The sequence below is a fragment of the Terracoccus sp. 273MFTsu3.1 genome, assembly GCF_000383675.1.
Classification (GTDB): domain Bacteria; phylum Actinomycetota; class Actinomycetes; order Actinomycetales; family Dermatophilaceae; genus Terrabacter.
Genome location: NZ_KB911824.1, coordinates 58,341 through 84,742 on the forward strand (window position 1 = coordinate 58,341; position 26,402 = coordinate 84,742).

The window sequence follows — 26,402 nt, forward strand, 5'->3', positions numbered from 1 at the left end:
CCGGACATCAGACCACAGTGAGTCTCTTTTGGGAACTAAGTTAGGATGAGGACGTGACGAGGCGACATGCGAGCGCCGTCGACCCGTGCGGCATCGCCCACGCGGTCGGCGTCCTCGGCGACCCGTGGAGCCTGCTCGTCCTGCGTGACGTCGCCGGCGGATGCACTCGTTTCGACCAGCTCGTCACCGAGACGGGGATCTCGCGCAAGGTCCTCGCGCAGCGTCTCGACGCCCTCGTCTCCGACGGCGTCCTCGAGCGCCGCGCCTACTCCGACCGTCCGCCCCGGCACGAGTACGTCCTCAGCGCCCTCGGCCGCGGTGCGCTCCCCGTCCTCGCTGCCCTGCAGGACTTCGGCGACACGTGGCTGCTCGGCGACGGGCGCCCGGACGCGGGTGCCGCCGCGGACTCCAACGAGGCCACCCGGGTGAGCAGCCTCGTCGGACAGGCGATCCCGCGACTGCACACCCTGGATCCCGTCACCGACGAGCCGTTCACGGTGGTCTACTGCTACCCCGGCAACGCGTTCCCCGGGGCCGACGAGATCCCGGGTGGCATCGGCTGCACGCTCGAGTCGTGCACGTACCGCGACCGTCTCGGCGAGTTCGCGGACCTCGGGGCCTCGGTCGTCGGGGTCTCGACCCAGCGACCGAGGGAGCAGACCGAGTTCGCCGCGGCGAACGGCATTCGCTTTCCGCTGCTGTCGGACGCCGACCTCGAGCTGACGACCGCGCTGCGCCTCCCGACCTTCCGCGCGGGCGGCACGACCCGCCTCAAGCGGCAGACGCTCGTCGTCGACCGCGACCGCGTCGTGCGCGCCACCCTCTTCCCGATCCCGGACGTCACGGGTTCGGTCGAGGACGCACTGAGCCTCGTGCGTGGGCTCGGACGCGGCTGAGGCGCCCGGCGTCAGCCGATGACGACGAGCAGGTCGCCACCCTCGACCTGCTGGTGCGCGCCGATGGCGACCCGCGAGACGGTGCCACCGGTGGGGCTCGTGATGTTGGCCTCCATCTTCATGGCCTCGATCGTCGCGACGACGCCGCCGGCCTCGACGGTGTCGCCCTCGGACACCGCGAGGGTGACGACGCCGGCGAAGGGCGCTGCGACCTGGCCCGCGACCCCCACGTCGGCCTTCTCGGCGGACTTGACGTCGGCCTCGACGGAGCGGTCGCGGACGGTGATCGGTCGGAACTGCCCGTTGAGGGTGCACATGACGGTGCGCATGCCCTTGGAGTCGGCCTCGCCGATCGACTGGACCCCGAGGATGAGGCGCTTGCCCGGCTCGATCTCGACCTCGTACTCCTCACCCGCCTCGAGGCCGTGGAGGAACTCGACGGTGCCGAGCACCGAGAGGTCGCCGTAGGACTCGCGGGAGGTCTCGAACTCCTTCGTCGGTCCGGGGAAGAGCAGCTCGTTGAGCGTGCGTCGCGGGGCGTCGACGAGCGCCTGCTCCTGCTCCGGCGTCAGCTCGGTGAGCCGCGGCTTGGACTGGCGGCCGGCGAGCGCCTTGGTGCGGAAGGGCTCCGGCCACCCCCCGGGCGGGTCGCCGAGCTCGCCGTTGAGGAAGCCGATGACGGAGTCGGGGATGTCGTAGCGCTGCGGGTCGTCCTCGAAGTCCTTCGGGTCTGCGCCGGCGCCGACGAGCGCGAGCGCGAGGTCGCCGACGACCTTGGAGCTCGGCGTCACCTTGACGACGTTGCCGAGGATCCGGTTCGCCGCGGCATACATGTCCTCGATCGCCTCGAAGCGGTCGCCGAGACCGAGGGCGATCGCCTGCTGCCGGAGGTTGCTCAGCTGGCCGCCGGGGATCTCGTGGAAGTAGACGCGGCCGGTGGGGGAGTCGAGACCCGACTCGAAGGGCCGGTAGAGATGACGCACGGCCTCCCAGTAGGGCTCGAGCGCGAAGACGTTCTCGATGTCGAGCCCCGTCGGACGGTCGGTGTCGTCGGTCGCCGCGACGAGGGCCGAGAGCGAGGGCTGGCTCGTCGTGCCGGCCATCGTCGCCGTGGCGGCGTCGACGGCGTCGACCCCGGCGTCGATGGCGGCGAGGAGCGTGCCGATCTGGCCCCCCGCGGTGTCGTGCGTGTGCAGGTGCACCGGCAGGTCGAAGCGCTCGCGCAGCGCCCGGACCAGCCGGGCGGCAGCCGGCGCGCGGAGGAGGCCGGCCATGTCCTTGATGGCGAGCACGTGGGCGCCGGTGTCGACGATCTGCTCGGCGAGGTGGAGGTAGTAGTCGAGCGTGTAGAGCTTCTCGCCGGGGCTCATCAGGTTGCCCGTGTAGCAGAGCGCCACCTCGGCGACCGCGGTGTTCGTCTCGAGCACGGCCTCGACCGCGGGGCGCATCTGGGACACGTCGTTGAGCGAGTCGAAGATGCGGAAGATGTCGAGGCCCGTCGACGCAGCCTCGCGCACGAAGGCGTCGGTCACGGCCGTGGGGTAGGGGGTGTAGCCGACCGTGTTGCGCCCGCGCAGCAGCATCTGCAGAGGGATGTTCGGCATCGCCTCACGCAGGGCGGCGAGTCGTTCCCACGGGTCCTCGGCGAGGAAGCGCAGCGCGACGTCGTAGGTCGCGCCGCCCCAGGCCTCCATCGAGAGCAGCTGCGGCGTCAGGTGCGAGACGTGCGCGGCGACGTGGAGCAGGTCGCGGGTGCGCATGCGGGTCGCGAGGAGAGACTGGTGTGCGTCGCGGAAGGTCGTGTCGGTGACGGCGACGTCGTTCGCCTCGCGCAGCGCTCGCGCGAAGGCCGCCGGCCCGTCGGCGACGAGCCGGTCCCGGGCCCCGCGCGGCAGCGGTGCGTCCGGGAGCCGGGGGAGCTTGGTGCGCGGGCGGACCCGCGTCGTGACCGGGCCGTTGGGCTGGTTGACCGTGACGTCGGCGAGGTAGGTGAGCAGCTTCGTCGCCCGGTCGGCGCTGACGCGGGCCGAGAGCAGCTCGGGGCGCTCGTCGATGAACGACGTCGTGGCCAGGCCCTCCTGGAAGACCGGGTCGCCGAGGACCGCCTCGAGGAAGGGGATGTTGGTCGAGACGCCGCGGATGCGGAACTCCGCCAGTGCGCGCTGGGCCCGGCGCACGGCGATCGGGAAGGTCATCCCCCGGCACGTGAGCTTGACGAGCATCGAGTCGAAGTGGGCGCTGATCTCGGCACCGACGAAGACGGTCCCACCGTCGAGGCGCACGCCGCTGCCGCCGGCCGAGCGGTAGACGGTGATGGTGCCGGCGTCCGGACGGAAGCCGTTAGCCGGGTCCTCCGTCGTGATCCGGCACTGCATGGCGAAGCCCTTGGTGCGGATGTCGTCCTGACGCAGGCCCATCGACGCGAAGGTGTCGCCCGACGCGATCTGCATCTGCATGACGACGAGGTCGATGTCGGTGACCTCCTCGGTCACCGTGTGCTCGACCTGGATGCGGGGGTTCATCTCGATGAAGACGTAGCGCCCGTCCTCACCGAGGAGGAACTCGACCGTCCCGGCGTTGACGTAGCCGATCGAGCGCGCGAACTCGACGGCGTCGGCGCACATGCTCTCGCGCGTCGCCGCGTCGAGGTTGGGCGCCGGCGCGATCTCGACGACCTTCTGGTGGCGGCGCTGGAGCGAGCAGTCACGCTCGTAGAGGTGGACGACCTCGCCCGTGCTGTCGGCGAGCACCTGGACCTCGATGTGGCGCGGGTTGACCACCGCCTCCTCGAGGTAGAGCGTCGGGTCGCCGAACGCCGACTCGGCCTCGCGCTGGGCGGCCTCGAGCGCGTCGCGCAGGCCCTCTCGGGCCTCGACGCGGCGCATGCCCCGACCGCCGCCACCGCTGACCGCCTTGACGAAGACGGGAAAGCCGATCTCCTCGGCCGCGGCCTCGAGGGCGTCGAGGTCGGTGCCGGGCTCGGAGCCGCGCAGCGTCGGCAGGCCGGCCTCGCGGGCGGCGGCGATGGCGCGGGCCTTGTTGCCCGTGAGGTGCAGCACGGAGGCCGGGGGGCCGATGAAGGTGATGCCGGCGGCGTCGCACGCCTCGGCGAGAAGGGGGTTCTCCGACAGGAAGCCGTAGCCGGGATAGATCGCGTCGGCGCCGGCCTCGACGGCCTGGGCGACGATGGCCTCGTGGTCGAGGTAGGCGCGGACCGGGTGTCCCTCGTCGCCGATCTGGTAGGCCTCGTCGGCCTTGAGCCGGTGCTCGCTCTTGCGGTCCTCGTAGGGGAAGACGGCGACCGTGCGGGCGCCGAGCTCGGTGGCGGCCCGGAAGGCTCTGACGGCGATCTCGCCTCGGTTGGCGACGAGAACCTTGCGGAACATCGGACCTCCAGGGTGCCGGGGGCGACGGGTGTGGTCCGCGTCGACCACGGTCGGCAGCCTAGTGGCGGGCCCGTCGCTCCCGAGAGGGGTGTTCCCATCCGAGACGGGAATGGCTTGGACCGCCCGAGCGTTCCTCCTGCATACTGTGGACTCCACCTCGGTGGGACGCAGAGCAGCTTGACAAGTGAACAGCGTGACGTGGACACCCCTCATGGGGGTGATCGGTTTCGACGGTGGTCGACATGCCAGGGGAAGCGGGTCGAGGATGCAGGGTTATCTCGTAAACGCTCCTTGCAAAACCATAGGTGCCAATTCCAAGCGCACCGACTTCGCCCTCGCCGCCTGAGCGAGCCTCGAAGTCTGTCAGCCTGAGCTAGTTTCCGACTCAGTGTCTGGCATCAGCTAGGAAACTTGCTGCGCAGTCATGTTGGGGGGCTGCGCGGGACTCTTACTCAACTGGGCCTGTCAGGGGACGTGTGCGTGCGAGCCCTGGGGCCGAGAAAAGCCATAGCGCACTGCACCCGGAGAAGCCCTGGTTTCTCGTCATCGGACGCGGGTTCAATTCCCGCCACCTCCACCACTCACGTGGTGGCCACGTCACGCTGTCGCTGACAAGCGCGAGGAGGGCGTCCCGTTCGCGGGACGCCCTCCTCGTCTGTGCCGTATGCCGTGTGGCCGGCCTCGTCAGGCCTGCTCGGTCTGGCCGCTCGGAGCGGCGCCGGCCGCCTCGGCCGCCATCTGCTCCTTGATCGGGGCCATGTCAAGGTTCTTGACCTGCTCGATGACGTCCTGGAGCGCGGACTGCGGCAGCGCACCGGGCTGGGCGAAGACGAGCACGCCTTCCTTGAAGGCCATCAGGGTCGGGATGGAGGTGATGTTCGCCGCCGACGCGAGGGACTGCTCGGCCTCGGTGTCGACCTTGCCGAACACGATGCCCTCGTTGTCACCGCTCTGCGAGGCGGCGTCGTAGACCGGGGCGAACTGTCGACACGGGCCGCACCAGGACGCCCAGAAGTCGACCAGGACGATGTCGTTGTCGAGAACGGTCTTCTCGAAGGACTGCGCGGTCAGGTCAGTGGTAGCCATGTCTCTCCCAACGATCGGCGTGTGACGGGTATTCCGCCCTCAGCGCAGTGCCCAGGTGACAGTGACGGAGGCCCCGAGGTCGAGGTCACCCCCCTCGACGGGCATGCCGCCGGCGTCCATCGACGCCGCCATGAGCTTCATCTCGCGGCGCTGGACCGGGATGGCGCCCGCCTCGGCCACCCCGAGGACGGCGCCGAGCTCGGCGCCGGAGAGGGCGGCATACTGCTGCGCCTTGTCGCGGGCGTCGGCGAAGGCGGCGTCCCTGGCGCGCCGCAGCCCCTCGCTGCGGTCGGACACGTCGAGGCGCACCTGGTCGACGAGCAGGGCGTTGCCCACGGCGGCCGCGGCGGCCTCGAGGATCTCGCCGACCGACTCGAGCCGGCGCACCGTGACGGCGAGCCGCTGCTGGGCCGTGAAGCCGACGGGGACTCCGGTGTTGTCCCAGCGCTGGTTGACACCGGCGTCGAGGGTGCGGATGTCGGCGTCGGCGACGTCGTGGTCGCGAACGACGGCCCCGACCGTGGTGAGGCCCTCTGCCGCCCCGGCGAGGGCTGCCGCGACGTCGTCGGCGTCGTGCCCGAGCCGCAGGTCGAGCCGCACGACGTCCGGGGAGACGGCGGCCCGGCCGACGCCGTTGACGGTGACCGTGCGCTTGCCCATGGGGTTCCTCTCGTCGCGGCCCTCGCCGAGGGGTCGGGGCCCTCGTCGCAACCTACCTAGACTGCCGTGCCATGACGAGCCTCCCGCGACGGTCAGCCCCCACCTCGCGTCTCGTGGTCGGCCTGGCGGTCGCGGCCGTCGTGACGCAACTGCTCGTCCTGTACTGGCCCGTCGTCACCATCGAGGGCCCGGTCAGCTGGACCGACAAGGTCGTCCACCTCCTCGTCTTCGCCGTGCCGACGTATGCCGTGGGGCGGGCCCTGCGGTCCGTCCGGACCGCGGTCGTCGTCTTCGCGATCCATGCGCCGGTGAGCGAGCTCGTGCAGCACTACCTGCTCCCCGGGCGCTCCGGCGACGTGTGGGACGCGGTGCTCGACCTCGTCGGCGTGGCCCTCGGGGCGGCCGTGCTCGTGGTCGGGCCTCGGCTGCGTCGCTGGTAGACTTGGCGGCATCCGACTCCGAGGTCTCCTCGGATCACGACGGAAGAGATGGCGCCGGGGATGCCCGGCGGGCAGGCTCGTCCGACGAGGTGACACCCCTACCGGAAGACCGCGCAGACGGCGCGGCCCGGCACCGACGCGGAGCGGATCCGAACACCGGACGGCACAGATGCCGGGGACCGGGACACATGGGGCGCAGAGATTCCTGCGCCTGAGGCTCGTCTGCATGGTCGTGGTGTGACTCACGGCTCGAGGCGAAGTCTGCATCGAGTCAAGAGAGTTGAATACGCAATGCCCAAGCACACCTCCTCCGGCGCGCCCAAGAAGGCCCGCTGGTCCACCGAGAAGAAGGCCGCCGCGACCAAGAAGCCGCATCGCGGACAGGGCGGACAGAAGTCCTCCGGTTCCTTCTCCGGCCCCAAGACCTCCCGCCCGGCATCGTCGGGCTCCTCGCACGTCGGTGGCCGCGAGTGGCGCGCCCCGCGTGACGAGCACCGTTCCTCCGACCGCCGCGACGACCGTGGTGGCGACCGTGGTGGCTTCCAGCGCCGTGACGACCGCGGTGACCGCGGCTTCCAGCGTCGTGACGACCGCCCGAGCTTCGAGCGCCGCGACGACCGCGGTGGCGACCGTGGTGGCTTCCAGCGTCGTGACGACCGCCCGAGCTTCGAGCGCCGCGACGACCGCGGTGGCGACCGTGGTGGCTTCCAGCGTCGTGACGACCGCCCGAGCTTCGAGCGCCGCGACGACCGCGGTGGCGACCGTGGTGGCTTCCAGCGTCGTGACGACCGCCCGTCCTTCGAGCGCCGCGACGACCGCGGTGGCGACCGTGGTGGCTTCCAGCGTCGTGACGATCGCCCGTCCTTCGAGCGCCGCGACGACCGCGGTGGCTTCCAGCGTCGTGACGACCGTGGTGGCGACCGTCCTGCCTACCAGCGTCGTGAGGACCGTCCGTCCTTCGAGCGTCGCGACGACCGTGGTGACCGTGGCTTCCAGCGCCGTGAGGACCGTCCGTCGTTCGAGCGTCGTGACGACCGTGGTGACCGAGGTTTCCAGCGTCGTGACGACCGTGGTGACCGTGGCTTCCAGCGCCGCGAGGAGCGCCCCCGCTTCGAGCGTCGCGACGACCGTGGCGCGGACCGCTTCGCCGACCGTGCTCCCGTGAGCTTCGACGACGCCGAGGCCGAGCGCATGGACGCCGACACCTGGACGAAGTCGACCCGTGCCGACGTGTCCGAGGGACCCGTCGACGTCGCCGCCGACAACGGCTTCGCCGCCCTCGGCCTGCCCGAGCGGCTCGTCGAGCGCCTCGCCCGCGAGGGCATCACCTCGCCGTTCCCGATCCAGACCGCGACGATCCCCGACGCGCTGCTCGGCAAGGACGTCCTCGGCCGCGGCCAGACCGGCTCGGGCAAGACCCTTGCCTTCGGCCTGCCGCTCATCGCCCGGCTCCTCGAGGCCGACCTCAAGCGTCGCCCGCGCAAGCCGCACGCCCTCATCCTGACGCCGACGCGCGAGCTCGCGATGCAGATCTCCGACGCGCTCGAGCCGCTCGTGCACGTCGCCGGCCTGCGCCACAAGCTCGTGGCCGGTGGCCTCAGCTACACGACGCAGATCAACGCCCTCAACAAGGGCGTCGACATCCTCATCGCGACGCCGGGCCGCCTCAACGACCTGCTCGAGCGCGGCGCGGTCGAGATGGATGACATCGCGATCACCGTGCTCGACGAGGCCGACCACATGGCCGAGATGGGCTTCATGGCCGAGATCACGACGAGCCTCGACAAGATCCCGTCCGACGGCCAGCGCCTCCTCTTCTCGGCGACGCTCGACCGTGGCATCGACGCGCTCGTCGAGAAGTACCTCACCGACCCGGTGACGCACTCCACGAACGACGCGACCGCGTCGGTCGAGGGCATGGACCACCACGTCCTGCTCATCGACCCGCAGCACAAGAAGGTCATCACGGCCGAGGTCGCCAACCGCGAGGGCCGCACCGTCGTGTTCTGCCGCACCAAGCTCGGCGCCGACCGCATCGCGCTCCAGCTGCGCGAGCAGGGCGTCATGGCGGCCGCGCTCCACGGTGGCCTCAACCAGGGCCAGCGCAACCGCGTGCTCGGCGCGTTCCGTGACGGCACCCTCCCGGTGCTCGTGGCGACCGACGTGGCAGCCCGCGGCATCCACGTCGACGACGTCTCCGTCGTCCTGCAGGTCGACCCGCCGGCCGACCACAAGGACTACCTCCACCGATCGGGCCGCACGGCTCGCGCCGGTGACAAGGGCACCGTGGTGACCCTGGCCTTGCCGCACCAGCGTCGGACGATGGAGCGCCAGCTCAAGGATGCCGGCCTCGAGATCTCGCCCGTGCGGGCCACGCCCGGCGACGCGATCATCGCGGCGACCGGTGCGACGACCCCGAGTGGTGTCGCGATCGCCGAGGACGAGTTCCAGCGCCTCATCGCCGGTCCCAAGCAGCACCGTCGTGCGCCTGCCGGTCCGCGTGGTCCGCGCCAGGGCCAGCGCAGCGGCTCGCGTCCGCAGCACGGTGGCGGTCGTTCCGACGACCGCCGAGGCCGTCGCAACGACCGCGGCGACGGTCTCGTGTCCCGCTGGGGCGACGACGACCGCCGTGGTCAGCGGGGCGCGCGCTTCTGAGCAGTCGCCGGTGTGGAAGGCTGGGCCCGTGAGCTCGACGTTCCACACCGGCCGCCTCCTCGTGGCGACGCCGTCCGTCGGGGGTGACGTGTTCCATCGGTCCGTCATCCTCATGCTCCACCACGACGACGGTGGCGCCCAGGGCGTCGTGCTCAACAAGCCCCTGTCGGCCGAGGTGGACTCGGTCCTGCCGGGCTGGCAGCGCGTCGTGACCGCCCCGCACGTCCTCTTCCAGGGCGGGCCGGTGTCGACGTCGTCGGCGCTGGGGCTCGTCACGGTGCCGGGCGACGAGCCGGAGCCGCTCGGGGTCAAGCGCCTCTTCGGCTCGATCGGACTCGTCGACCTCGACGTGCCCACCCCGGTCGTCGCGGCGGAGCTGGCGGGGCTGCGGATCTTCGCCGGCTACTCCGGGTGGGAGTCCGGCCAGCTCGAGAACGAGGTGCTGCGCGGCGACTGGTACGTCGTCGACGCGGAGGTGCGCGACGCCTTCACGCCGCGGCCCGAAGGGCTGTGGCGCGAGGTGCTCCGACGCCAGCGCGACAGCCTCGCCTACGTCGCGAACTTCCCCGACGACCCGTCGATGAACTGACGTGGGCGTCACGGGGCCCGTGCGGCCCGACACCGAGGAGCATCCCGGGATGTCGAGGTCGTCCAGGCGAGTTGCCTTCGTCGACAGCGGTCTCGGGCTCCTCGGGTATGCCGACGCCCTCCACGCGCTGCGACCCGACCTCGGGCTCGTGCTGTCGCTCGACCCGGACAACATGCCGTACGGCCCGCGCACGCCCGCGGAGGTCCAGCGACTCATCCTCTCCTCGGCGCGCGCCACCCTGCCCCACGAGCCGGCCGCGATCGTCGTCGCCTGCAACACCGCCTCGGTGCACGGGCTCGGTGCCCTCCGCGCCGAGCTCGAGCCGGCCGTCCCCGTCATCGGCACGGTGCCGGCCATCCGCCCGGCGGCCGCCGGGGGCGGGCCGGTCGCCGTGTGGGCGACGGCTGCCACGACGTCGAGCGACTACCTCAGAGGCCTCGTCGACGCCTTCGCCGCCGACGTCGAGACGTATGCCGTCGCGGCGCTGGGGCTCGCCGAGGCCATCGAGTCCGGTGACCTTGACGCGGTGGACGCCTGCATCGCGTATGCCGCGTCGCAGACCCCCGCGGGCGTGCGCTCGCTCGTCCTCGGGTGCACCCACTACGGTCTCGTCGTCGACCGGATCGTCGCGGCCCTCGGTGACGGGGTCACGATCCACGACTCTCCCGTGGCGGTGGCCCGACAGACCTTGCGGCGCCTCGGTCTCGAGCCTGCGCCGGACGCCCCGGAGGCCGGTGTCGAGGCGGTGCTGCTCAGCGGCCGACCCGGTGCGCTCCCGGCCTCGTGGGCGGCCTACCCCGCGGGGGAGCGGCTCCTTCGGGGTGCGGCAGGGCGGCATACACTCTCGTCATGAGCACGATGCCTCCCGACCCGTTCGAGCCCGAGCCGCTGCGGCGCACGAGCACGGCCACGATCGAGCGTGAGGAGGTCCGCGAGGAGCTCCAGGAGCCGGGTGACCACGAGCGCTTCTCGCACTACGTGCGCAAGGAGAAGATCCTCGAGAGCGCACTGTCGGGCGAGCCCGTCGTGGCCCTCTGCGGCAAGATCTGGGTCCCGGGGCGCGACCCCCAGAAGTTCCCGGTCTGCCCGGTCTGCAAGGAGATCTACGAAGGTCTTCGCGACCCCCAGGACGGCGGCGACGGCGACCAGGGCGGCGGCGGAGAGTCCTGAGCGACGCGTCCGCGAGCGCCTGACCGCCCCCGTCCGACCGAGGGTCTTTCCTTAAGGGTTCTTTACTCGCCCCGGCTCCGCCACTGACTGTCGCGTACCTACAGTCGCTGGGATCGTCGCCCGATCGGGCGTCGGGTCGGACGAGAAAGGTCTCCCCATGAAGCTTCGCTCCCTGATGCTCGCGGCACCGCTCGCACTCGCCGCAGCGTCCCTCGGCGCACCCGCGCAGGCCGCGCCCGTGATGGAGGGCCACGGCAGCGCCGCGTGCCTCGACCCGGCGGCCGTGGGCGCGGTCGGGGCCCGCGGCACCCATGGCACCGCCAAGGACCCGCACGAGCTGACCGACGCGCAGGTGCGTGCCAACGAGGCCGCCCTGACGAAGGCGCTCGCGGCGAAGGGACTGACCCGCGACTCGTCGGGCAAGGTCGTCACGGCGGGACAGAAGGGCAAGCCGGGCACCGGCGGCACGTTCGCCGCCACGACGGTCAAGGTCTACTGGCACACCATCACGAACGGCACGCAGGGCGCGGTCAGCAGCAGCACGATCAACAGCCAGCTGAGCGTCCTCAACAACGCCTACTCCGGGACGGGACTCCGCTTCAGCCTCGCCGGCTCCGACTCGACGAGCAACTCGTCGTGGTACACCGTGACGCCCGGCTCGGCGGCGGAGAAGAGCATGAAGACGACGCTCCGCAAGGGCACCATGGCCGACCTCAACCTCTACTCGGCCAACATCGGCCAGGGGCTGCTCGGCTGGGCGACCTTCCCCAAGGGCACCTACGACGCCATGGACGGCGTCGTCATCCTCACGGCGTCCGTGCCCGGTGGCAGCGCGACGAACTACAACCAGGGCGACACGGCCACCCACGAGGTCGGTCACTGGGTCGGGCTCTACCACACCTTCCAGGGCGGCTGTAACGGCAACGGCGACTACGTCGACGACACGCCCGCCGAGGCCAGCGCCGCCTACCAGTGCCCGACCGGCCGCGACACGTGCACGAGCCCCGGCCTCGACCCGATCAAGAACTTCATGGACTACACGTACGACTCCTGCATGAACACCTTCACGGCCGGCCAGGTCTCGCGCATGCAGGCCCAGTGGACGGCCTACCGCGCCGGTCGGTGACCACCAGCGCGCCTGCTGCTCGGCTCCGCGAAACCGACTGAGCGGCATACCATCCAGGCCGAGGCCCCGCCCGCAAGGCGGGGCCTCGGCATGTCGTCCTCGCGGATTCGTTACGGTGGCCTCTCTATGAGTTCAGGGGCCGCCTTCCACCTCCCACCCGCCTTCCCAGAGCGGGCTGCGTGGGGTACCGCCAGCAAGCTGCGCGCGTGGCAGCAGGAGGCCCTCGACCTCTACCTCGGCAAGTCGCCGCGTGACTTCCTCGCGGTCGCGACGCCGGGCGCCGGCAAGACGACGTACGCCCTACGCGTGGCCACCGAGCTGCTGAGCGCGGGCATCGTCTCCCGCGTCACGGTCGTCGCCCCGACGGAGCACCTCAAGACCCAGTGGGCCGACGCCGCCGCCCGCGTCGGCATCAGTCTCGACCCGAAGTTCAGCAACAGCATCGGCCGGCACAGCGACGACTACCACGGTGTCGCCGTCACCTACGCCCAGGTCGCCTCCCGTCCGTCGCTGCACCGCGAGCTGACGACGTCACGATCGACCCTCGTCATCCTCGACGAGGTGCACCACGGTGGCGACGCGAAGAGCTGGGGCGACGGCATCCGCGAGGCCTTCGAGCCCGCGACCCGCCGGCTCTCGCTGACCGGCACGCCCTTCCGCTCCGACACCTCGCCGATCCCGTTCGTCACGTACGAGCTCGACGCCGAGGGCACTCTCGTCAGCTCGAGCGACTACACGTACGGCTACGCCGAGGCGCTGCGCGACGGCGTCGTGCGCCCCGTCCTCTTCATGGCCTACGGCGGCAGCATGCGCTGGCGCACCAAGGCCGGCGACGAGCTCGAGGCACGCCTCGGCGAGCCGATGACGAAGGACTTCGTCGCCCACGCGTGGCGCACGGCGCTCGACCCCAAGGGGGAGTGGATCCCTGCCGTCCTCGCCGCCGCCGACCGGCGCCTCACCGAGGTGCGGCGCCACGTCGAGGACGCCGGCGGCCTCGTCATCGCCTCCAACCAGACCCAGGCGCGGGCGTATGCCGCCATCCTCCGGTCGCTGACCGGCGAGGCCCCGACGGTCGTCCTCTCCGACGACCTCGGCGCGAGCAAGCGCATCGAGGACTTCGGGGCGAGCGACGAGCGCTGGATGGTCGCCGTCCGCATGGTGTCCGAGGGGGTCGACGTGCCGCGGCTCGCGGTCGGGGTCTACGCGACGTCCACCTCGACGCCGCTCTTCTTCGCCCAGGCCGTCGGACGCTTCGTGCGCGCCCGCCGGCGTGGTGAGACCGCGTCGGTCTTCCTGCCCTCGGTGCCCGTGGTCCTCGACCACGCGGCGCGGCTCGAGGAGCAGCGCGACCACGCCCTCGACCGCAAGCCGAACCCCGACGACATCGGCCAGATGTGGGCCGAGGAGCAGAGCCTGCTCGACGAGGCCAACCGCGCTGACAAGGCGAGCGGGGCCCTCGACGAGGGCGCCTTCGAGGCGCTCGAGTCCGACGCCCACTTCGACCACGTGCTCTTCGACAAGCAGCAGTGGGGCATGCACGCCCAGATCGGGTCGGAGGCCGAGGAGGAGTACCTCGGCCTGCCCGGCCTGCTCGAGCCCGACCAGGTGTCGGCGCTGCTCCGCGAGCGGCAGAGCCGTCAGGTCAAGAAGGCGCCCCAGGGCGCCACCGCCCCCATGCCCGTCGCGGCCCACCGTGCCCTCGCCGCACAGCGCAAGGAGCTCAACACGCTCGTCTCGACGTACGCCCGTCAGAAGGGGCTGCCGCACGCCAACGTCCACATGGACCTCCGGCGCGTCTGTGGCGGACCCGACCTCGCGGCCGCCTCGACCGAGCAGGTGACCGAGCGCATCGCCAAGATCCGGCTCTGGCTCGTCGGCCGACGCTGAGGGTTCACGGAACCGACCGGTGCTGTCGGCCTATGGGTGGATGTGTCCGGCTATGGTCGTGCACTGCGCCTCGGGGGCGAGCCGCGCACCGTGAACCGGGACTGCTCCGATCGAGCACCTGACAGCGAAGGACGACATGAGCACCGACCCCACCCCTGACCTCCTCGGATCCTCCACCACCCGTCGCCAGCTGCTGGCCCTCGCCGCCGTCGGCGGCGCGGGCCTCGCGGCCGTGCGTTCGGCCGCGCCCGCCGACGCCGCTGCTGCGGCGGCCGGCCCGGGCACGAACGGCGAGGTCGTCCGGCTGACCGTGCTCGGTACGACCGACCTGCACGGCAACGTCTACAACTGGGACTACTTCAAGAACGCCGAGTACACCGACGCCAAGGCCAACGACATCGGCGTGGCCAAGGCCTCCTCGATCATCAAGGCGATCCGGGCCGAGGTCGGCGCCGAGCGCACCCTGACGATCGACGCCGGCGACACGATCCAGGGCACGCCGCTCGCCTACTACTACGCCAAGATCGACCCCATCACCGGCGGCTCGACGCACCCCATGGCCGCGGCGATGAACCAGGTCGGCTACGACGCCGCCGCGCTCGGCAACCACGAGTACAACTACGGCCTCGACACGTTGCGCGCCTTCGAGAAGCAGCTGAACTTCCCGCTCCTGTCGGCCAACTCCGTCGACTGGAACACCGGTGCCCCCGTCTTCAAGCCGTGGGTCATCAGGACGGTCAAGCTGACCGACACCAAGGCGATCAAGGTCGGCATCCTCGGCCTCGTGACGCCCGGCGTCGCGATCTGGGACAAGGCCAACGTCGAGGGCAAGGTGAGGTTCCCCGGCATCATCGAGCAGGCGAAGGTCATGGTGCCTCGCCTCAAGGCCGCCGGCGCCGACGTCGTCATCGTCGCGTGCCACTCCGGTGACAACGGCAAGTCGTCGTGGGGCGACGCACTGCCCTACGTCGAGAACGCCAGCGCCCTGCTCGCCGAGCAGGTTCCCGGCATCGACGCCATCCTGGTCGGCCACGCGCACCTCGAGATCCCGCAGCGCTACGTCACGAACGCGCAGACGGGCAAGCAGGTCCTGCTCTCCGAGCCCTACTACTGGGGGATGCGCGTGACCCGGATGTCGATCGACGTCCAGAAGGTGCGCGGCCAGTGGGAGGTCGTCCACTCCGAGGCGACGCTCTACAACTCCAACGTCGCCCCCGAGGATCCCGCCGTCACCGGCGCCGTCGCGGCCGCCCACCAGAAGGTCCTCACGTACGTCAACGGCGTCATCGGCACGTGCACACAGGCCATGTCGGCCGCGACGTCGCGCTACGAGGACACCGCCGCGATCGATTTCATCAACTACGTCCAGGCCGACGCCGTGAAGAAGGCGCTCGCCGGCACCCCCGAGGCCGCGCTCCCGGTCCTGTCGATCGCCGCACCCTTCAACAAGCTCGCCGCGATCCCGGCCGGTGACGTGACGATCCGCGATGTGGCCGGGCTCTACATCTACGACAACACGCTCCTCGGCATCGTCCTCACCGGAGCCCAGGTCAAGGCGTACCTCGAGAAGAGCGCGGAGTACTTCAAGCCGTGCACGACGACGGGTCCGGTCGCAGCCGACACGATCACCAACGCCAACGCGACCCCGGACTACAACTACGACGTCATGGGCGGGCTCGACGCCGACCTCACCTACGACATCGACCTGGCCAAGGCGGTCGGCTCGCGCATCGTGAACCTCGCGTATGCCGGCAGCCCCGTGGCGCCGGACGCGCGCTTCGTCGTCGCGATCAACAACTACCGCCAGTCCGGAGGCGGCAACTTCCCGGGCGTCGTGGCCGCCCCGGTCGTCTACAACCGTCAGATCGAGATCCGGCAGCTGCTCATCGACTGGGCGACCGCCAACAAGGTCATCGACCCGGCGGCCTTCTCGAGCCTCGACTGGAGGCTCGTCAGCAACGGGAGCGCGATCACCGTCACGCCCTGACGACGCGGGCCCGGCCGGGATGTCCCGGCCGGGCCTTCCGCGGTTATCCGGTGGAGGCCGGGCCGACGAGCCGGTTGGATGGCCGGATGCGTGCGTTCCAGGATCTCGTGGACGAGGCGACCGACGCCGACGTGACCGGCTGGGGGTTCGGCTGGCTCGACGGCCGGGCCACCGAGGAGCGGCCGGCCTGGGGCTACGCCGGGCTCCTCGCCGCTCGGCTGCCGACGGCCACGGCCGCTCTGGACCTCGACACCGGCGGGGGCGAGATCGTCGCTCAGATGCCGGCCCTGCCGGAGCGGATGGTCGTCACGGAGGGCTGGGCGCCCAACACGGAGCGGGCGCGCGCCCTGCTCGGGGACCGCGGCGTCGAGGTGGTGCCGGTCGCGCCGGGTGACCCGCTGCCGTTCCCGGACGCGACCTTCGACCTCGTGACGAGCCGTCACCCGGTGCGACCGGACTGGGACGAGATCGCCCGGGTGCTCGTCGACGGCGGCACCTACCTCGCCCAGCACGTCGGCCCGGCCTCGGCGTTCGAGCTCATCGAGCAGTTCCTCGGTCCACTCCCGCGCGAGCGGCTCGGTCGCGACCCGGAGGCGGAGGCCCGGGAGGCCCGCGCAGCGGGGCTCGACGTCGTCGACCTGCAGACCGCGCGCTGCCGGATGGAGCTGTACGACGTGGGTGCCGTCGTGTGGCTCCTGCGCAAGTGCGTGTGGTGGGTGCCGGACTTCACCGTGGAGGCCTACCGCGAGACCCTCGAGCGCCTCGACGCCGGGATGCGGGAGGGCCGGCCGTTCGTCGCTCACTCGACGCGCCACCTCATCGAGGCGCGCCGCCGCTGACACGTCCCACCGGGGGCGTCCCGCTGCTTGGGAGTTCAGCGGGACGCCCCGTCCCGGCCGACCGGTTGGTGGGACGTCGGCACGGCAGAGACGTACCCGCCGGGACAGGGGAGCACCGACGGGTACGCAGCTCCATTCTCGCGGATCCGAGGCCGCTGCGTGAACGGTTTCGACGGGATCACGTCATGATCTGGGGGCTCGATCGTCTACCAGTCGACGGGACACGACCCCTGTGCCGTCCGGGGCCTCGGGCCGCCCGTGGAGGAGCGCCCGAGGCCCTGCTCCGTCGCGTCAGGCGCCGACGAGCACCTGGTAGCCCCAGGCCGGCAGGGTGTACTGCTGGCCCTGCGCCAGCTCGAGGGTCTCGCCGCTGAAGGCGTCGCGCCACGCGCCCGCCTGCGGGCCGACGCCGAGCGTCACCGTCCGGTCCTCGTCGCTGAAGTTGAACGCCCCGAAGACCCGGTCGTCGCCCACGGCTCGCACGAAGCTCAGCACCGCGGCCTCGGCCGAGTTGGGCACGCGCACCATGCGCCCGCCCGCAGCGCCGTTCCACAGCGCGGGATGCGCCTTCTTGAGGGCGAAGAGCTGCCGGTAGAGCTCACCCTGCTCGTCCTCGCGCCACTCGATCTCGTCCTTGTCGAAGAAGATGAGCCGCTTGTCGCTGCCGGCCTCCTGCCCGTTGTAGACGAGCGGCATGCCCTCGCTGACGACGGACAGGACGATCGCCGGCAGCAGGGCGTCGCCGAACTGCTCGTACTCGGTGCCTTCCCACGCGTTCTTGTCGTGGTTGCTGACGAAGAGCATCCGGTACGCGTCGCGCTGGTAGAAGCGGTCGTTCCACGCGTAGTAGACCTTGAGGGCCTCGACGTCCGCCTTGCCGTGGGCGATCTTGTGGAGCGTCTCGTTCCAGCTCCAGCCGTACGTCATGTCGAAGGCGCGGACGTGCAGGTCGCGCGACTCCCACTCGGCGAGCATGAAGACCGGCTTGATCTCGTCGAGCTCGCGGCGGACGTTGTCCCAGAAGTCGACGGGCACGAACCCGGCCACGTCGCAACGGAACCCGTCCACGTCGACGTCGCGGACCCAGAACTTCATCGCCTCGGTCATGTAGCGACGCAGCTCAGGGTTGTCGTAGTCGAGGTCGATGATGTCGTCCCAGTCCCACCAGGGCGTGGGGCGCAGGTCGCCCTTCCAGTCCCGGGCGTACCAGTCGGGGTGCTCATCGACGAGCGGGTTGTCCCACGCGGTGTGGTTTGCGACCCAGTCGAGGATGACGCGCAGACCGAGACCGTGCGCCGTGTCGACGAAGTGGCGCAGGTCCTCCAGCGTGCCGAACTCCGGGTTGACGGCGAGGTAGTCCTTGACGGCGTACGGGCTGCCGAGCACGCCCTTGCGGTTCAGCTCCCCGATCGGGTGCACCGGCATGAGCCACACGATGTCGATCCCGAGGTCGCGGATGCGGGGCAGGTGCGCCTCGGCGGCCCGGAACGTGCCCTCGGGTGTGAGGTGGCGCTGGTTGATCTGGTAGATCGTCGCGCTCTGGCTCCACTCCGGGTGGGTCAGCTCGACGTCGGGCCGCGGGGCGTAGGGGTTGGCGGTCACGGGTGGCTCCTGGTCCGGCTCGGTGGGGTGAGTGGTGCGGTGGGTCGTTCGGTGCTGCACGTGGTGCGAGCGTCGCACGTCAGGACGACGTGTCGAGGAGGTGCTCGACGAGCGGGATCGTGCGGTGGTCGAGTCGCGTGGCGAGCGAGATGACGGTCGAGGCCCGCGTCACGTGCGTGTCGTCGACGACGCGGTCGATGACCCGTTGGAGGTCGGCGTTGTCGCGACCGACGATGCGGATGAGCACGTCACCGGAGCCGGTGATCGTATGCGCCTCGAGTACCTCAGGAATGGCGGTGAGGTGGTCGACGACGGGGGAGTGCCCACCGCGCCCCTGCCGGATCTCGAGGGTGCAGAACGCCGTCACGGGGTAGCCGAGCGCGGCGGGGTCGACGTCGGGAGCCATCGAGCGCAGCACCCCGGTGCGCTGCAGCCGGTCGAGCCGGGCCTGCACCGTGCCGCGGGCCACCCCGAGCCTCCGTGAGGCGCCGAGCACGCCGATGCCCGGCTCGGTGAGCAGCAGGAGCAGGATGCGGCAGTCGAGTGCGTCGACGGGTGCGCGCGCCGACGATCCCGCTACTGAGGTCATGGACACAGTGTCCAGCACCACACGGCATACGGGCAACACTTTGTGCACTCTGCTCAGCCGGGAGCGCTGCTCTTGCACACTCGGGTCCACTCGGTCACTCTCGCTCCATGACCGACACGATGCCGTCTCAGGCCACCGACCTCACCGACCAGGAGCGCGAGGCCGACCTCGACCTCGACCAGCTCAAGCAGCTCGTCGGTCTCGTCGAGTACGACGAGAACACCGACGTCTTCCCCGTCACCGGATGGGACGCGATCGTCTTCGTCGCCGGCAACGCCACGCAGAGCGCGCACTACTACCAGAGCGCCTGGGGCATGGAGCTCGTCGCCTACTCGGGCCCCGAGAACGGCAACCGCGACCACAAGGCCTTCGTCCTCAAGAGCGGCTCGATCCGCTTCGTCATCAAGGGCGCCGTCGACCCCGACAGCGCTCTCGCCGACCACCACCGCCGCCACGGCGACGGCGTCGTCGACATCGCCCTCGAGGTGCCCGACGTCGACAAGTGCGTGGCCCAGGCCGTCAAGGCCGGCGCGACGGTCCTCGAGCAGCCCACCGACCACACCGACGAGCACGGCACGGTGCGCACCGCCGCCATCGCGACGTACGGCGAGACCCGACACACCCTCGTCCAGCGCGCCGTGAACGGGCAGACGTACGCCGGCCCGTACCTCCCGGGCTACGTCCCCGCCGCGTCGTCCATCGTCCGTCGCGAGGGCCAGCCCAAGCGGCTGTTCCAGGCCCTGGACCACATCGTCGGCAACGTCGAGCTCGGCCACATGGACGAGTGGGTCTCCTTCTACAACCGCGTCATGGGCTTCGTGAACATGGCCGAGTTCATCGGTGACGACATCGCCACCGACTACTCCGCGCTCATGAGCAAGGTCGTGGCCAACGGCAACCACCGTGTGAAGTTCCCGCTCAACGAGCCGGCCATCGCGAAGAAGAAGAGCCAGATCGACGAGTACCTCGAGTTCTACCGCGGCGCCGGCGCGCAGCACCTTGCCGTCGCGACGAACGACATCCTCGCCTCGGTGGACGCCCTGCGCGCCAACGGTGTCGAGTTCCTCGACACGCCCGACTCCTACTACGAGGACGCCGAGCTGCGCGAGCGCATCGGCAACGTCCGGGTCCCGATCGAGGAGCTGCAGAAGCGCAAGATCCTCGTCGACCGCGACGAGGACGGCTACCTGCTGCAGATCTTCACCAAGCCCCTCGGCGACCGCCCGACGGTCTTCTTCGAGCTCATCGAGCGGCACGGCTCGCTCGGCTTCGGCAAGGGCAACTTCAAGGCGCTCTTCGAGGCCATCGAGCGCGAGCAGGACAAGCGCGGCAACCTCTGAGTCGCACCGGGGAGACCCTCGGCCCCGGTCCGGTCCCTGCCCTCGGGCGGGAACGGGCCGGGGTCGAGGCCCACCCGCCACCAGTCGGGGCGCCGCGGGTCTGGGAACGCCGATGCCGTGGCACAGTTGGGGCATGAGCCAGCAGCCCTCCGGGTGGTACGACGACCCCAGCAACACCGACATGCTCCGCTACTGGGACGGCGTGTCGTGGACCAACCACACCGCCCCGAAGAAGTCGCCGACCATCGCGCAGAGCACCATCGGGCTGCCGCAGCAGAGCCCGCAGGGACAGGTCCCGCCGGACCGCACCGGTGTTCCGGCGCCGACGACGCCGATGCCCCAGGGCAGCGGCTGGCAGACCCAGTCACCCGCGCAGCAGCAGGCGCCGCAGGGCTACTACCAGCAGGCTCCCGCCAACACGCAGTGGATGCACAACATCAAGACCACCGCCGACGGCGTCCCCCTCGCCTCCTGGGGCAAGCGTTTCGCGGCGTGGGTCGTCGACGGGCTCATCCTCGCCGTCGTCGGCGGGATCATCTCGTGGGCCGCGACACCGCGCCTGTCCGAGCTCTTCTCGCAGATGCTGACGGCCGCCCAGGCCGGCGACCAGGCGCGCCTCGTCGAGATCCAGAACGAGCTCACGGGACCCGCTGTGCAGTTCTCGCTCTTCCTGTGGCTCATCACGACGGCCTACTGCCTCGTGTTCTGGACGACGATCGCCCAGACGCCCGGCAAGATGGCGCTCGGCATCAGCGTCCGCCGTGCCGCCGCGCCCGGCCCGCTGCCGCTGGGCACCGCCGTCATGCGTCGGCTCGTCCCGCTGGCGGGCCAGTTCGTCCCCTTCCTGTCCCTGCTCGACGGCCTCTGGCCGCTGTGGGACGACAAGCGCCAGGCCTTGCACGACAAGGTCGCGAGCACCCAGGTCGTCGAGGGCAAGCAGCCGCGCAAGCAGGGCTGACGCCGGGAGGGCTCGGCCGGCGGCATAACTCGCTTGCGCCGCCGTCGGTGGTCGGCGCGAGAATGGAGACTGCGCGGGCAGTCCCGCGCCCACGGCGCCGATGCCGTCGAGCACCCTCGTCCCCCGGAGTCATCGTGTCTGCTCCCAGCGCTACCAGCCAGCCCAGCTATCCCGACAAGATCGACGGGCCGGTCCTCAAGATCGCCGGTGTCGTCGTGCTCGGGGCGATCATGTCGATCCTCGACATCACCGTCGTCAACATCGCCCTGCCGACCTTCCAGACGGTCTTTGCCGAGAGCCCCGATCAGCCCTTGCCCTACTCCACCGTCGCGTGGACGGTGACGGCCTACACCCTCGCGCTCGCCACGGTCATCCCGCTCACCGGCTGGGCCGCCGACCGGTTCGGCACGAAGCGGCTCTACGTCCTCGCCGTGGCGCTCTTCACCGCCGGCTCGGCCCTGTGTGCCACGGCGGGGTCGATCGAGTTCCTCATCGGCTTCCGCGTCCTGCAAGGCCTCGGCGGCGGCATGCTGATGCCGCTCGGCATGACGATCATGACGCGCGCCGCGGGTCCGGCCCGGATGGGTCGGCTGATGGCGATCCTCGGTGTCCCGATGCTGCTCGGACCGATCTTCGGACCCATCCTCGGTGGCTGGCTCATCGAGGTCGCGAGCTGGCACTGGATCTTCCTCATCAACGTGCCGATCGGCGTCGTCGCGGCGGTCTACGCCCTGTGGGCCCTGCCGTCCGATGCCCCTGAGCCCTCCGAGTCCTTCGACGTCGTCGGCATGCTGCTCATGTCTCCCGGCCTGGCGCTCTTCCTCTACGGCATCAGCTCGATCCCCGGCGAGGGCACCTTCATCTCCACCAAGGTGCTGGTCCCGCTCGGCATCGGGCTCGCCATGCTCGTCACCTTCGTCTTCTACAGCTTCCGGCCCCAGCACCCGCTGCTCGACCTGCGGCTCTTCCGCAACCGCCGCCTCAGCGTCGCGACGATCACGATGTTCCTGTTCGCCGCGGCCTTCTTCGGTGGCCTGCTCCTCGTGCCGACCTACCTCCAGCAGGTGCGGGGACTCGACACGCTCCACGCGGCGTTCCTCATGGTGCCCCAGGGCCTGGGCGCGATGGTGACGATGCCGATCGCCGGCGCCCTCTCGGACCGCATCCCGGTGGGCCGCATCGTGCCCTTCGGACTGCTGGCCATCACCGGCGGGATGTTCGCCCTGACCCAGGTGGGGGTCGACACCCCGTACTGGGGCTTCCTCATCCCGGTGCTCTTCGTCATGGGTCTCGGCATGGGCGCCACGATGATGCCGCTCATGACCTCAGCGCTCAAGACGCTCCAGAGCCACCAGGTGGCGCGAGGCTCGACGCTGCTCAACATCACCCAGCAGATCGCGAGCTCGGTCGGTGTCGCCGTCATCTCCGTGGTCTTCACGAACTACCTCAGCGCGTCGGCGCTGGCCGGCCCGGCCATCGCGGCGCTGCACGACCCGACCCTCGTCGACGACGTCGGTGGGCCGGCGGCGGTCCAGCAGGGCCTGGCCGAGGCCGCCGACGCCTTCGGCGCCACGTTCCTCGTCGCCGCGATCCTCGTGGCGTTGACGCTGATCCCGGCGTCCTTCCTGCCCCGCAGGCACGAGAAGTCGCACTTCCTCGACGACCAGACCGAGGGTGCGCCGGTCATCATCCACTGAGGCCGGTGCGCGGGCCCCTCAGCGGGCGGGTCGGACGGTGCCGGTGACCTCGCCGAGGCCGATGCGCGAGCCGTCGGGGCCCGGCGCCCAGGCCGTCATGGTGACCGTGTCGCCGTCCTCGAGGAAGCCGCGGGTCGAGCCGTCCGCGAGCGTCAGCGGCTCGGTGCCGTTCCACGTCAGCTCGAGCAGGCTGCCCCGGGTGTCGCGCGTCGGGCCGCTGATCGTCCCCGAGCCGAAGAGGTCGCCGTCACGCAGGGAGGCGCCGTTGACGGTGAGGTGCGCGAGCATCTGCGATGGCGACCAGTACATCCCGGCGTGCTCGGGCCGCGAGACGACCGTGCCGTTGAGGCTGACCTCGACGTGCACGTCGAGGCCGAAGGCGTCACCGCGCAGATAGGGCAGCACCTCCGGATCCGACTGTCCCGGAAGGGGAACGCGGGCCGCGGCGAGCGCCTCGAGCGGGGTGACCCACGCCGAGACCGACGTGGCGAAGGACTTGCCGAGGAACGGCCCCAGCGGCACGTACTCCCAGGCCTGAATGTCACGGGCGCTCCAGTCGTTGAGGATGACGACGCCGAAGAGGTGGTCGAGCGCCTCGTCGACCGAGACGCGCGACCCGAGGGCGGTCGCGCCGCCGACGACGTAGCCCAGCTCCGCCTCGATGTCGAGACGGACGCTCGGCCCGAAGACGGGGGCGGGGTCGTTCGGGCCCTTGCGCTGGCCCGTCGGGCGGATGACCTCGGTGCCCGAGACGACGACGGTGCCGGCGCGGCCGTGGTAGCCGATGGGCAGGTGCTTCCAGTTGGGTGGGAGCGCGGCGTTGTCCGGGCGGAAGATCTGGCCGACGTTGCTCGCGTGGTCCTCGCTGGCATAGAAGTCGACGTAGTCGGCGACCTCGAGGGGCAGGTGGAGCGTGACCTCCGCGAGGGGGTGCAGGTGCGGCGAGACGCCGTCGCGGTGCACCTCGTCGCGCAGCACCTCGGTCAGCCACTGCCGGGCGACGGTCCACGCCGGGCGTCCGAGGGCGAGGAAGGCGTTGAGGCTGGGGGTCTGCCAGGCCGTCGCGAGGTCGGGGCCGTCGCCGACGAGCCCCGCGTCGCGGCCGATCGCGGCCACGGCGCCTGCATCGAGCACGAGGTCACCGATGCGCACCCCGACGCGCCGCACCGGGTCGGCGGCCGTGCTGAAGACGCCGTAGGGGAGGGTGTCGATGCCGAACAGGTGGTCGGCGGGGACGTCGAGCCAGGTGCTCGGCCGGGTGGTCGTCGTCATGCGTGGGACTCCTCGGTGGTGATCAGCCCGAGTGCCTCGAGCTCGGTGAGCGGGTCGAGCACGCCGCAGCAGCCGTAGGCCGTGAAGCTCTCGCGGATGCGTTCCGCGTCGTCGGTGCCCAGACTGGAGACCGCGGTCACGAGCACCTCGGTGTCGCGGCGGGCGAGCTCGCCGGACAGCTCGCGGGCCTCGGCCCCGGCCAGCGCCTCGTGCGTGGCGAGCAGGACGTTGAGCAGGCCGTGCATCGGCTTGCCCTCCTGCGTGCCGCGGACGACGTGGTGGAGCCCGCCCGTCAGCTTGAAGGGCAGGCCGCGCAGCACGACGGCATCGAGGAAGCCGGCGAGCGTCGCCTCGTCGGGCCAGGGCCACGCGGGGGTGGCGCCGGTGCGGAACTTGGCGGTGACGTCGTGCTCGTGGTCGACGGCGTGGGCGATGTCGTCGAGGCCCGACTCCTGGTCCGAGCCCAGGCCGACCTCGACGACGAGGGGGATGCCCAGGTCGAGGGCGCGGCGCCAGCCGTCGGGCCCCTCGGTCCAGCCGAGCTCGGCGGCGGACACGAGGACCCGGGGGTCGTCGCGCAGCAGGTCGACCGCGTCGAGGAGCGGTTCGAGGAGGGAGCCCGGACGGACGACGAGCGAGATCTCGAGCGGCGCCGCGACGGCCCGGTCGTCCCTCGCGGCGAGGCCGGCGAGCTCGGCCGCCGCGGTGGCCGGCACGAGCAGCGGACCGATGTGGGCGGCATACGGCCCCTCGCGTCGGTCGAGGTGCTCGCGGACGGCGGCGTCGAGGGGAGCCAGTCCCGGCGGGAACACTGCGGCGTCGTCGACGAGGTGGTCGAAGAGGGGCCCGAACGGCGTCCTTGACATGACCGGGAGCGTACTCCACTGTTGCAATAGCGATACATCCGCGTCCGCTCATCGGACGCGCTCGACGGAGAGGCCCTCGCCCATGGCGCACTACCAGTCGGTCGGCAGCATCCCGCCCAAGCGGCACACCCAGCACCGTCGACCCGGCACCGGGACCACGCCGGGCGAGCTCTACTACGAGGAGCTCATGGGCGAGGAGGGCTTCAGCTCGGACAGCTCGCTGCTCTACCACCGCAACATCCCGTCGACGACGGTCGGCGCCGCCGTGTGGGATGTCCCTGACCAGTCGACGACGCCGAACCACCCGCTGACGCCCCGGCACCTCAAGCTCCACGACCTCTTCGACGCCGCCTCCGTCGAGCGCACCGACGTCGTCACCGGTCGCCGCCTCGTCCTCGGCAACGGCGACGTGCGCATCTCGTATGCCGTCGCCGGCGCACCGAGCCCGTGGTACCGCAACGGGATCGGCGACGAGTGCGTCTACGTCGAGCGCGGCCGAGCTCGCGTCGAGACAGTCTTCGGCTCCTTCGACGTCGCCGAGGGCGACTACGTCATCATCCCGAGGGCGACGACGCACCGGTGGCTCCCCGAGGTCTCCGGCGACGAGCCGCTGCGGGCGTACTGCATCGAGGCGAACAGCCACATCGCGCCGCCCAAGCGCTACCTCAGCAAGTACGGCCAGCTCCTCGAGCACGCCCCCTACTGCGAGCGCGACCTGCGCCAGCCCGACGGTCCGCTCCTCGCCGAGGACGTCGGCGCCAACCCCGACGAGCAGACCGAGGTCTACATCAAGCACCGCGGCAACGGGCCGGGTGGCGTCGTCGGCACGATCCACACGCTGCCGTTCCACCCGCTCGACGTCGTCGGCTGGGACGGCTGCCTCTACCCGTACGTCTTCAACGTGCGCGACTTCGAGCCGATCACCGGCCGCATCCACCAGCCGCCGCCCGTGCACCAGGTCTTCGAGGGCTGGAACTTCGTCATCTGCAACTTCGTGCCCCGCAAGGTCGACTACCACCCGCTCGCGATCCCCGTCCCCTACTACCACTCGAACGTCGACAGCGACGAGATCATGTTCTACGTCGACGGCGACTACGAGGCCCGCAAGGGATCGGGCATCGGCAAGGGGTCGATCTCGGTGCACCCGGGAGGCCACCCGCACGGCCCGCAGCCCGGTGCGACCGAGGGCTCGATCGGCGTCGAGAGCTTCGACGAGCTCGCCGTCATGGTCGACACGTTCCGCCCGCTCGAGCTCGGCGAGGGCGGTGTGGCCGTGGACGACGGCCTCTACGCGATGTCGTGGTCCAAGGGGGCGGGGCGGGCGAGGACGTCCGGCGGCGCCCACTCCGAGGGCTGA

General features: G+C 71.0%; 21 protein-coding genes and 1 other RNA gene. 15 read left to right on the forward strand and 7 right to left on the reverse strand.

The window, feature by feature from the left end; translation table 11 throughout:
• Positions 1–53: 53 nt before the first annotated feature.
• Entirely contained in the window at positions 54–896 is an 843-nt protein-coding gene (locus H283_RS0115390) for a winged helix-turn-helix transcriptional regulator (protein WP_020144422.1), read from the forward strand.
• A gap of 11 nt (positions 897–907) precedes the next feature.
• On the opposite strand, the gene H283_RS0115395 is transcribed toward H283_RS0115390, so the two are convergent.
• Entirely contained in the window at positions 908–4,282 is a 3,375-nt protein-coding gene (locus H283_RS0115395) for a pyruvate carboxylase (RefSeq protein ID WP_020144423.1), read from the reverse strand.
• A 213-nt stretch (positions 4,283–4,495) separates the two neighbouring features.
• Here H283_RS0115395 and ssrA point away from each other — a divergent pair.
• Positions 4,496–4,862: a transfer-messenger RNA gene (ssrA, locus tag H283_RS27280) on the forward strand.
• A 104-nt stretch (positions 4,863–4,966) separates the two neighbouring features.
• On the opposite strand, the gene trxA is transcribed toward ssrA, so the two are convergent.
• Complete coding sequence (gene trxA, locus H283_RS0115400; RefSeq protein WP_020144424.1) at positions 4,967–5,368, reverse strand: thioredoxin; 402 nt, start codon at positions 5,366–5,368, stop codon at positions 4,967–4,969.
• Positions 5,369–5,407: 39 nt separating this feature from the next.
• The gene (locus tag H283_RS0115405) at positions 5,408–6,028 is read right to left on the reverse strand and encodes an SIMPL domain-containing protein (RefSeq protein ID WP_020144425.1); all 621 of its coding nucleotides are present in this window, start codon (positions 6,026–6,028) and stop codon (positions 5,408–5,410) included.
• Positions 6,029–6,099: 71 nt separating this feature from the next.
• On the opposite strand from H283_RS0115405, the gene H283_RS25375 reads away from it, so the two are divergent.
• From H283_RS25375 to H283_RS0115450, 9 genes are all read left to right on the forward strand, one after another.
• On the forward strand, positions 6,100–6,468 hold the full coding sequence (locus tag H283_RS25375) for a VanZ family protein (protein WP_156023232.1): 369 nt from the start codon (positions 6,100–6,102) through the stop codon (positions 6,466–6,468).
• Positions 6,469–6,759: 291 nt separating this feature from the next.
• Positions 6,760–9,123 carry a DEAD/DEAH box helicase gene (locus H283_RS0115415; protein WP_020144427.1) on the forward strand — a complete coding sequence of 788 codons (2,364 nt, stop codon included), beginning with the start codon at positions 6,760–6,762 and terminating at the stop codon, positions 9,121–9,123.
• Between the two features lie 28 nt (positions 9,124–9,151).
• On the forward strand, positions 9,152–9,712 hold the full coding sequence (locus H283_RS0115420) for a YqgE/AlgH family protein (RefSeq protein ID WP_028785631.1): 561 nt from the start codon (positions 9,152–9,154) through the stop codon (positions 9,710–9,712).
• Positions 9,713–9,761: 49 nt separating this feature from the next.
• Positions 9,762–10,565 (forward strand): glutamate racemase, encoded by an 804-nt coding sequence (locus H283_RS0115425; protein WP_028785632.1) that lies wholly within the window; start codon positions 9,762–9,764, stop codon positions 10,563–10,565.
• Positions 10,562–10,882 (forward strand): DUF3039 domain-containing protein, encoded by a 321-nt coding sequence (locus H283_RS0115430; protein WP_020144430.1) that lies wholly within the window; start codon positions 10,562–10,564, stop codon positions 10,880–10,882. The genes H283_RS0115425 and H283_RS0115430 overlap by 4 nt, the downstream gene beginning before the upstream one ends.
• 157 nt (positions 10,883–11,039) lie before the next feature.
• Positions 11,040–12,008, forward strand: coding sequence for a zinc metalloprotease (locus tag H283_RS0115435; protein ID WP_020144431.1), 969 nt, complete (start codon positions 11,040–11,042; stop codon positions 12,006–12,008).
• A 126-nt stretch (positions 12,009–12,134) separates the two neighbouring features.
• Positions 12,135–13,895 carry a DEAD/DEAH box helicase gene (locus tag H283_RS0115440; protein ID WP_020144432.1) on the forward strand — a complete coding sequence of 587 codons (1,761 nt, stop codon included), beginning with the start codon at positions 12,135–12,137 and terminating at the stop codon, positions 13,893–13,895.
• 136 nt (positions 13,896–14,031) lie between these two features.
• Entirely contained in the window at positions 14,032–15,882 is a 1,851-nt protein-coding gene (locus tag H283_RS0115445) for a bifunctional UDP-sugar hydrolase/5'-nucleotidase (RefSeq protein ID WP_020144433.1), read from the forward strand.
• Between the two features lie 86 nt (positions 15,883–15,968).
• Positions 15,969–16,721: a class I SAM-dependent methyltransferase gene (locus tag H283_RS0115450; RefSeq protein WP_020144434.1), complete on the forward strand. Its 753-nt coding sequence runs from the start codon at positions 15,969–15,971 to the stop codon at positions 16,719–16,721.
• A 291-nt stretch (positions 16,722–17,012) separates the two neighbouring features.
• Here H283_RS0115450 and H283_RS0115455 read toward each other — a convergent pair whose 3' ends face one another.
• Both H283_RS0115455 and H283_RS0115460 read right to left on the reverse strand, forming a co-directional pair.
• Positions 17,013–18,323, reverse strand: a complete 1,311-nt coding sequence (locus tag H283_RS0115455; protein WP_020144435.1) for an alpha-amylase family glycosyl hydrolase — start codon at positions 18,321–18,323, stop codon at positions 17,013–17,015.
• A 79-nt stretch (positions 18,324–18,402) separates the two neighbouring features.
• Entirely contained in the window at positions 18,403–18,912 is a 510-nt protein-coding gene (locus H283_RS0115460; protein WP_020144436.1) for an Lrp/AsnC family transcriptional regulator, read from the reverse strand.
• A gap of 107 nt (positions 18,913–19,019) precedes the next feature.
• Between H283_RS0115460 and hppD the strand changes: the two genes are divergently transcribed.
• The 3 genes from hppD (at position 19,020) to H283_RS0115475 (ending at position 22,907) form a co-directional block, all read left to right on the forward strand.
• Entirely contained in the window at positions 19,020–20,252 is a 1,233-nt protein-coding gene (gene hppD / locus H283_RS0115465; protein WP_020144437.1) for a 4-hydroxyphenylpyruvate dioxygenase, read from the forward strand.
• Between the two features lie 133 nt (positions 20,253–20,385).
• Positions 20,386–21,210, forward strand: coding sequence for an RDD family protein (locus H283_RS0115470; protein ID WP_020144438.1), 825 nt, complete (start codon positions 20,386–20,388; stop codon positions 21,208–21,210).
• A 134-nt stretch (positions 21,211–21,344) separates the two neighbouring features.
• Complete coding sequence (locus tag H283_RS0115475) at positions 21,345–22,907, forward strand: DHA2 family efflux MFS transporter permease subunit (protein WP_020144439.1); 1,563 nt, start codon at positions 21,345–21,347, stop codon at positions 22,905–22,907.
• 18 nt (positions 22,908–22,925) lie between these two features.
• On the opposite strand, the gene fahA is transcribed toward H283_RS0115475, so the two are convergent.
• A complete protein-coding gene (gene fahA, locus H283_RS0115480; protein WP_020144440.1) occupies positions 22,926–24,179 on the reverse strand; it encodes a fumarylacetoacetase in 1,254 nt (417 codons plus the stop codon).
• Entirely contained in the window at positions 24,176–25,045 is an 870-nt protein-coding gene (locus H283_RS0115485; protein WP_020144441.1) for a hypothetical protein, read from the reverse strand. Before H283_RS0115485 ends, fahA begins: the two co-directional genes overlap by 4 nt.
• Positions 25,046–25,127: 82 nt before the next feature.
• Here H283_RS0115485 and H283_RS0115490 point away from each other — a divergent pair, with 82 nt between their 5' ends.
• On the forward strand, positions 25,128–26,402 hold the full coding sequence (locus H283_RS0115490) for a homogentisate 1,2-dioxygenase (RefSeq protein ID WP_020144442.1): 1,275 nt from the start codon (positions 25,128–25,130) through the stop codon (positions 26,400–26,402).